This window comes from Achromobacter sp. 413638, assembly GCF_043119405.1.
Taxonomy (GTDB): Bacteria; Pseudomonadota; Gammaproteobacteria; order Burkholderiales; family Burkholderiaceae_B; genus Achromobacter.
In genome coordinates, this window is the sequence record NZ_JBICCO010000046.1 from 42,841 (window position 1) to 49,620 (window position 6,780).

The following is a 6,780-nucleotide window of genomic DNA, read 5'->3' on the forward strand; positions in this document are numbered from 1 at the left end:
AGCCCCTTTCCCATGCCTGGCGATGATCGCGCTGCCCTTCTATATAAGCAGACCGAGAGTGCGCAACTGATTCAGCACGTCAGACAAGAGGGATTGTGCAACAGGATCCAGGTTGCGGACGCGCTTCATTGATTTTCCATTGGGGTGTGCCAGTTCGCCAGATGCGAGTGCATCGCGCAGCCTGGTGCGCAGTTCGGGTAGCGAAGTGCCCTTGTCGATGTGCTGGCCCACGAATCGGTGTACCTCGTCGACCGGCGGGCGCAGGGATTGATGCCACAGGTTGTATTGGCCAATCATTCTGCTGCCCTGGATGTCGATGGCACGCAGGTGCGTCAGGCCCGGGATCCAGCGAGGCTGCGGCTCTTCATGGGCGTAGCCCACGGGTTCAAGCCGATAGCACAGCGCATTGGCGTTCAGGAGCAGCACAAGATGGGTCAGGATTTCCTCGCCCAGTTGTGCATCGGTCGTCGTCTTCTTTGCCTTTGGGCGCGCGGCGTCCAGGAGTTCCTGGAAGGTCAGGGCGCGGGGCCAGGCCAGCCGCAGGGCTTCGGCGATGGCCACGAAACTGGACGCCTGGGAAGACAAGCCGACGCCATTTGCGGTCAGATAGTGTCGTTCCTTGGACGGGGCGCCGGCTGGCGCCCGCGCTTGTGTCAGGCGCGCAGCCACATGCATTTTTTCCAGCGCGTTCGCTTCGGGACGATCCAGGATTTTCTCTGCTCGGTCGGCGTGGATCAGCAGGCTCTTGCGAAATTGCCTGCCTACAGCGAAATCCAGATACTGCTCGCGCATTTCACGGCCGGCATCGGCGGACAAGGCGCCATGCAGCATGGCCACGTTGTCGCCGTAGTTGGTGGAGATCATGGACTGCGGTTCCGCATCGGCCAGATAGGCCAACCCCGCTTGCTGGGCCGCGGCGACGAATTCCAGGAAATAGCAGGGCGCGTTGACCTCCTCCAGGTGCTCGTGCATCAGGTAATAGTCGGATTGCTTGCGTACCTGGCGCGCCGCCTGCTGCAAGGCTGAGCGTAGCGGATTGTTGTTGGACAGCCCGTTTTCCAGCATGGCCAGCATATCCTTGGCCCGCGCTAGCCGTTCCTCCGGCGTCTGCGCGTCATGGCTGTTCAGGATCATCGCATCCCGCACCACGTCCGACGCCTTCCAGCCTGGATAGGTGTTGTAGCTGACATAGGCAATACCTTCAGGCGCCAGGTTTTCCCGGCACACACGCAAGATGGCTTCGCGCACTTCCGGCGGCACCCAGCTGAACACGCCATGCACGATGATGTAGTCGAACTGTCCGAACTCGGGCGTGATGTCCGTGATGCTCATCGCGCGCAGGTCCAGATTCTTCAGGCCCATGGCCTTGACGATGGACTGGCCGGCTTCGATCTGCTGCACAGACAGGTCCACGCCCACGGCCCGGGCTTCGGGATGGGCGACGGCGTAGGGCAGCAGGTTGCCGCCGGCGGCGCAGCCCAATTCCAGAACGCGGGCGTTCGCCACGGGCGGCGCGCTGATGCCATACAGCGCCGCCACGGCTCGCAGATGGCCGGGGGCAGAGATCGAGAAGGCATTCGATTGGTAAGGCGTTTCGTCGTAGGCCGCGGCTAGCGCCTGGGTGACGGCGTCGGTATCGGTCATTGCGTATTCCTGGGGGGCGGTAGAGCGAGTGCGCTGGCGCCGGCCCATGCCGGCGCCATGATGCGCGCCAGTCTGAAGGTTAGCTGTCGCTCGCGCGAAGAAATGGGGGGAATAACGGCGGAATTCGCCGGGATCTTGCACGCTTGGCACGAACAGCTCGCGTGCGAACCCTGTAAACAGAGCGCTAAATAATCTGCGCGATCTGCCCTTCCTTGGGCAGATCCTGCCAGGCCTGTTCCTTCAGCTTGGCGCGAATCCGCGCCGTGGCCTGCGAGCGCAGCTGGCAGACGCGGGCCTCGGTCACGTTCATGATCGCGCCGATTTCCTTCAGGTTCAGGCCTTGCTCGTAACACAGCGACAGCAGCAGCTTTTCGCGATCGGGCAGGGCGTCGATGGCGTGCACCAGCGCCTGGCGGAAATCGCCCGCCAGCAGGGAATCCAGCGGATTGCCGGTGGCCGAGCCGTGGTTCAGCGTGGCGCTCCAGTCCGATTGCGCGCCCGGGCCGGTATCGGCGTCGGTCGTGAAATCCTCGTAATGCACGATCTGCACGCCTTGCGCGTCGTGCAGCAGCGCCTGGTATTCATTCAGCGGCAATTCCAGCTGCTGGGCGATCTCGGCCTCGGTGGGCGCGCGCATCAGGCGCTGCTCGAGCTGCTGGATGGCCTGCTCGATCTTGCGCGCCTTGGCGCGCACGCTGCGAGGCAGCCAGTCCTGGCCGCGCAACTCGTCCAGCATGGCGCCGCGGATGCGGGTGGTGGCGTAGGTCTCGAACTGCGCGTCGGCGGTTTCCTGATAACGACGGACAGCATCGAGCAGGCCGATCATGCCGGCCTGTATGAGGTCGTCGAGCTCGACGCTGGCCGGCAGGCGGGCGAGCAATTGCAGGGCCAGCTTCCGCACTAGCGGGGCATATTCGACCAAGCTGTCATCTGCGTGGGGCATTGCGGAAAGGTCAGGCGGTGTCCATCTTCACGCGCCGTCGATCGTTGTCAATTTGCGACATTGTCGACAAACGCGCGGCTGCACTAAAGCGGGGCAAGGATAAGTGATCGGCAAGTTGTCATTGTCGGCAAATGCGCTCTTTTCATTCCTTAAAGCACGCAACTTTTTGAATGCCTATTTGGCAAATTGACGTAAATTTGGCCAAGAATTGCATGTCAAGGTGTATCTAAAATCGCAAGTTGCGCAATATCAACAAAGATTTGTCATATAAGTCATAGAAAATGACATGACCTGTGGTAAATTTTACTTAAATTGCGAACAAATGATACATTTCGCATTAAAACAGGATGCAGCGGGCAATCATGCAACAAAACATGCGTTGCCCTTGGTAATCAAGCCCCTTGCGTGGGATAGGGAATAGGGAGTCGGGCGTGCAACAAGTCGAGAATTCTTTGCTGGCAGATATTCGTGAAGTGAATCTGTCCTATCTGTTGTTGGCGCAGCGCATGCTGCGCGACGACTATGCCGCATCCATGTTCCGTCTGGGATTCAGCAACGAAGTCGCCGATATCCTGATGCGCCTGTCGCCGGCGCAGCTGGTGAAGCTGGCCAGCTCCAGCTCGCTGCTGTGCCGCTTCCGTTTCGATGACTACAGCCTGCTGTCCGCGCTGACGCACGATGTGCTCGGCGGCGCGCTGCAGCAAGCGCATGCGACGATCCTGCTGGCGAAACAGCCGGTCGAAGAGCTGGCCTGACGGCCTTTCCGGATCCCACACGGATAATCAGTCATGGCCATCAAGAGCGTTTCGCAGGAAGCCGACGACATTCTGCTTGCCAGCTCGATGATTTCACTGGGCGCGCGGTTGCAGGTGCTGGAGGCTGAGACCAGTCTCAGCCACGACCGCCTGGCGCGCCTGTATCGGGAAATACGCGGCTGCTCGCCTCCCAAGGGCATGCTGCCTTTCTCGGTGGACTGGTTCATGACCTGGCTGCCGAATATCCATTCCTCGCTGTTCTACAACGTCTATTCCTTCCTGAACGCGCGCACCACCAGCAAGGGCATCCGCGCGGTCATCGACGCCTACCGGCTGTACCTGGAAAACTCGGGCGTGGACAACGCCGAGTCCGGCGAGCCAGTGCTGAGCTTCACCCGTGCCTGGATGCTGGTCCGCTTCTTCGACAGCGGCATGCTGCAACTGTCGGCCTGCCGCCAGTGCGGCGGCCATTTCATCGCCCATGCGCACGACCCGCAATCCGACTTCGTGTGCGCCATTTGCCGGCCGCCACCCCGCGCCGGAAAGACGCGCGCGGCCGCCAAGGCGCGCGCCGGCAGCCGCCCCGTGCCTGCCTCCGACGCCGCCCGTTCCTGAGCGGCGGCGTCCAAATACATCAAAAGCCCTGGAAAACTCCCCGTAACCCGCCTTTTTGGGTCGGGGGGAACAGGGGATCATTGACGCCGGTTTTAGACTTCGTTGGCAGGGGCCTGATGTGTTGATTGTTATCGGTTATCTCGTGGTGAGCGTCTCGGTCGTCGGCAGCTTCATCGCGCTCGGCGGCCACCTGGGCGCGCTGTACCAGCCTTTCGAGCTCACGCTGATCTTCGGAGCCGCTTTCGGCGCGTTCCTGGCCGGCAACAGCAAGAAGTCCCTGATGCTGGTCAAGAAAGCCTTGCCCGACGCGCTCAAGAGCTCGCAGTACAGCAAAGAGGTGTACATGGAGCTGATGGCGCTCTTGTATGTCCTGCTGAACAAGGCGCGCCGCGAAGGCCTGATGGCCATCGAATCGCATATCGAGGATCCGGCCTCCAGCCCGATCTTCAGCGAGTACCCGCGCATCATGAAGGACAACAAGCTCATGGAGTTCATCACGGACTACCTGCGCATCATGATCAGCGGCAACATGAGCTCGTTCGAAATCGAAACGCTCATGGACGAGGAAATCGAAACCTACCGCCACGAGCGCGAAATCCCCACCCATGCACTGCAACAGATGGCCGACGGCCTGCCGGCCTTCGGCATCGTGGCGGCGGTGCTGGGCGTGATCAAGGCCCTGGCGGCGGTGGACCAGCCGCCCGCGATCCTGGGCGACCTGATCTCCAAGGCCATGGTGGGCACGTTCCTGGGCATTCTGCTGGCCTACGGCTTCGTCGGACCGCTGGCCTCGCGCGTCGACCGCCGCACGGCCGAGGCGGTCAAGGTGCTGGAATGCATCAAGACCACGCTGCTGGCCAGCATGAATGGCTATCCGCCCCAGCTGGCGGTGGAGTTCGGCCGCAAGGTGCTGTTCTCGGCCGTGCGCCCGACCTTTGGTGAGCTGGAAGAGCACGTCCGGCAGACCAAGTCCACCGGCAAGGCCTGACGGAGCAGCGGGCCATGAGCACCGTAAACAACCACCGTGTGGTGATCCGCCGCAAGAAGGTCAGGGGCGGCGGCCACCACGGAGGCAGCTGGAAGATCGCCTACGCCGACTTCATCACGGCCATGATGGCGTTCTTCCTGGTGATGTGGCTGATCAGCATCGTGCCGCGCGAAGAGCTCAAGGGCATCGCGGAGTACTTCCGCATGCCGCTGCGGGTGGCGCTGACCGGCGGACCCAGCAGCTCGGCCGAGACCAGCGCCGTGCCTGGCGGTGGCCGCGATCCGCTGCGCAGCGATGGCGACGAGCGCCGCGCCCAGGGCAACCGGGTCGAGGCCCAGCCGATGGTGGACGCCGAACGGCGCGATCACCATCGCCTGGAAAACCTCAAGAAGCGCCTGGAAAACGTGATCGAGAACAGCCCGGTGCTCAAGAGCTTCCGGCCGCAGCTGCTGATCGACATGACCACCGAAGGCCTGCGAATCCAGATCATCGACAATCAGAACCGCCCCATGTTCGCCACCGGTCGCGCCGAGGTGCAGCCGTACATGCGCGACATCCTGCGTGAGCTGGGGCCGGTCCTGAACGAGCTGCCCAACAAGGTCAGCATCTCGGGCCATACCGACGCGTCGCAATACGCGCGCGGGGAGCGCGCCTACAGCAACTGGGAACTGTCGGCCGACCGCGCCAACGCGTCCCGCCAGGAGCTGGTGGCCGGCGGCATGAGCGAGAGCAAGGTCATGCGGATCCAGGGGCTGTCGTCCAGCATGAGCCTGGTTAAAGATGATCCGTATGCAGCCGTTAATAGACGTATCAGCCTTGTGGTGCTCAATCAGGGCACCCAGCGGCGCATCGAGAATGAAAACGCCGCGGCCGCCGACGTGAGCGCGCGCGATGCACGCGAGGTCGGAACGGCGGTGGAGGCGGCCCAGGCTGCGGTTAGGGCCGCCGGGCAAACCAATCAGGGCGCAGCGGAAAGCACCCCGCGCGCCGAAGGGGTTCAATAACGATGGCGGCAACGATACTGGTGGCCGATGATTCGGCCACGATGCGCATGATTGTGCAGGCGACGCTGACCGGCGCGGGCTGGAAGGTCGTGACGGCAGGCAATGGCCAGGAAGCGCTGGAAATGGCCCGCAGCCATCCCATCGACCTGGTGGTCAGCGACTGGAACATGCCCGTGATGGGCGGCCTGGAGCTGATCCAGGGTCTGCGGGGAGAGGACCAGTACGTGGACGTGCCCGTTCTCGTGCTGACCACGGAAGACGACGTGGACAGCAAGATGGCCGCCCGGGATCTGGGAGTGTGCGGCTGGTTGTCCAAGCCGGTCGATCCCGACGTGCTGGTGGAATTGGCGTCCGAACTGCTCAATGAGCAGCCGGGCGCGTAGGCGAGTTCATTTATGAAGGCGTACCGGCCATGAGTTCTGGTTTGGATCTCAGTCAGTTTTACGAGACCTTTTTCGACGAGGCGGATGAGCTGCTCGCGCAGATGGAGCAGCTGCTGCTGGAGCTGGACGTGGGCTCGCCCAACATCGAGCAGCTCAACGCCATTTTCCGGGCCGCCCACTCGATCAAGGGCGGTGCGGCGACGTTCGGCTGCTTCACGCAGCTGGCCGGCACCACGCACCTGCTCGAAAACCTTCTGGACGCGATCCGTCGCGGCGAAATGGCGCTGCGCACGGACATGGTGGACATATTCTTGGAAACGAAAGACGTGCTCAAAAGCCAATTGGACGCCTACCGGGCCTCCGAAGAGCCCGACGAAGCCGTATTCGAGCGCATCTGCGCGGTGTTGAGGCAGCTGGCCCTGGAGCATAAGGATCCGGCGGCCGCCGC

Annotated in this window: 8 protein-coding genes; 6 read left to right on the forward strand and 2 right to left on the reverse strand. The window is 62.5% G+C overall.

Features of this window, described 5'->3' with window-relative positions:
* Window positions 1–39: 39 nt before the first annotated feature.
* Window positions 40–1,644 (reverse strand): methyltransferase regulatory domain-containing protein, encoded by a 1,605-nt coding sequence (locus tag ACEU5R_RS18730; protein ID WP_103274004.1) that lies wholly within the window; start codon window positions 1,642–1,644, stop codon window positions 40–42.
* Window positions 1,645–1,828: 184 nt separating this feature from the next.
* The gene (locus ACEU5R_RS18735) at window positions 1,829–2,587 is read right to left on the reverse strand and encodes an RNA polymerase sigma factor FliA (RefSeq protein WP_392411206.1); all 759 of its coding nucleotides are present in this window, start codon (window positions 2,585–2,587) and stop codon (window positions 1,829–1,831) included.
* 431 nt (window positions 2,588–3,018) lie between these two features.
* Here ACEU5R_RS18735 and flhD point away from each other — a divergent pair, with 431 nt between their 5' ends.
* From flhD to ACEU5R_RS18765, 6 genes are all read left to right on the forward strand, one after another.
* Window positions 3,019–3,342 carry a flagellar transcriptional regulator FlhD gene (gene flhD / locus ACEU5R_RS18740; protein ID WP_006219025.1) on the forward strand — a complete coding sequence of 108 codons (324 nt, stop codon included), beginning with the start codon at window positions 3,019–3,021 and terminating at the stop codon, window positions 3,340–3,342.
* A gap of 33 nt (window positions 3,343–3,375) precedes the next feature.
* The gene (gene flhC, locus ACEU5R_RS18745; RefSeq protein WP_392411207.1) at window positions 3,376–3,957 is read left to right on the forward strand and encodes a flagellar transcriptional regulator FlhC; all 582 of its coding nucleotides are present in this window, start codon (window positions 3,376–3,378) and stop codon (window positions 3,955–3,957) included.
* Window positions 3,958–4,075: 118 nt separating this feature from the next.
* A complete protein-coding gene (motA, locus tag ACEU5R_RS18750; protein ID WP_103274007.1) occupies window positions 4,076–4,945 on the forward strand; it encodes a flagellar motor stator protein MotA in 870 nt (289 codons plus the stop codon).
* A 14-nt stretch (window positions 4,946–4,959) separates the two neighbouring features.
* The gene (gene motB, locus ACEU5R_RS18755) at window positions 4,960–5,949 is read left to right on the forward strand and encodes a flagellar motor protein MotB (RefSeq protein WP_103274008.1); all 990 of its coding nucleotides are present in this window, start codon (window positions 4,960–4,962) and stop codon (window positions 5,947–5,949) included.
* A gap of 2 nt (window positions 5,950–5,951) precedes the next feature.
* A complete protein-coding gene (locus ACEU5R_RS18760; RefSeq protein ID WP_103274009.1) occupies window positions 5,952–6,332 on the forward strand; it encodes a response regulator in 381 nt (126 codons plus the stop codon).
* 29 nt (window positions 6,333–6,361) lie between these two features.
* A partial coding sequence (locus tag ACEU5R_RS18765) for an Hpt domain-containing protein (RefSeq protein ID WP_392411209.1) occupies window positions 6,362–6,780 on the forward strand: 419 nt, incomplete at its 3' end.

Excerpts from the sequence above, each read along its gene's own strand:
- ACEU5R_RS18730 (WP_103274004.1), bottom strand. The coding sequence starts at position 1,644 with ATGACCGATACCGACGCCGTCACCCAGGCGCTAGCCGCGGCCTACGAC.
- ACEU5R_RS18735 (WP_392411206.1), bottom strand. The coding sequence starts at position 2,587 with ATGCCCCACGCAGATGACAGCTTGGTCGAATATGCCCCGCTAGTGCGG.
- flhC (WP_392411207.1), top strand. The coding sequence starts at position 3,376 with ATGGCCATCAAGAGCGTTTCGCAGGAAGCCGACGACATTCTGCTTGCC.
- motB (WP_103274008.1), top strand. The coding sequence starts at position 4,960 with ATGAGCACCGTAAACAACCACCGTGTGGTGATCCGCCGCAAGAAGGTC.
- ACEU5R_RS18760 (WP_103274009.1), top strand. The coding sequence starts at position 5,952 with ATGGCGGCAACGATACTGGTGGCCGATGATTCGGCCACGATGCGCATG.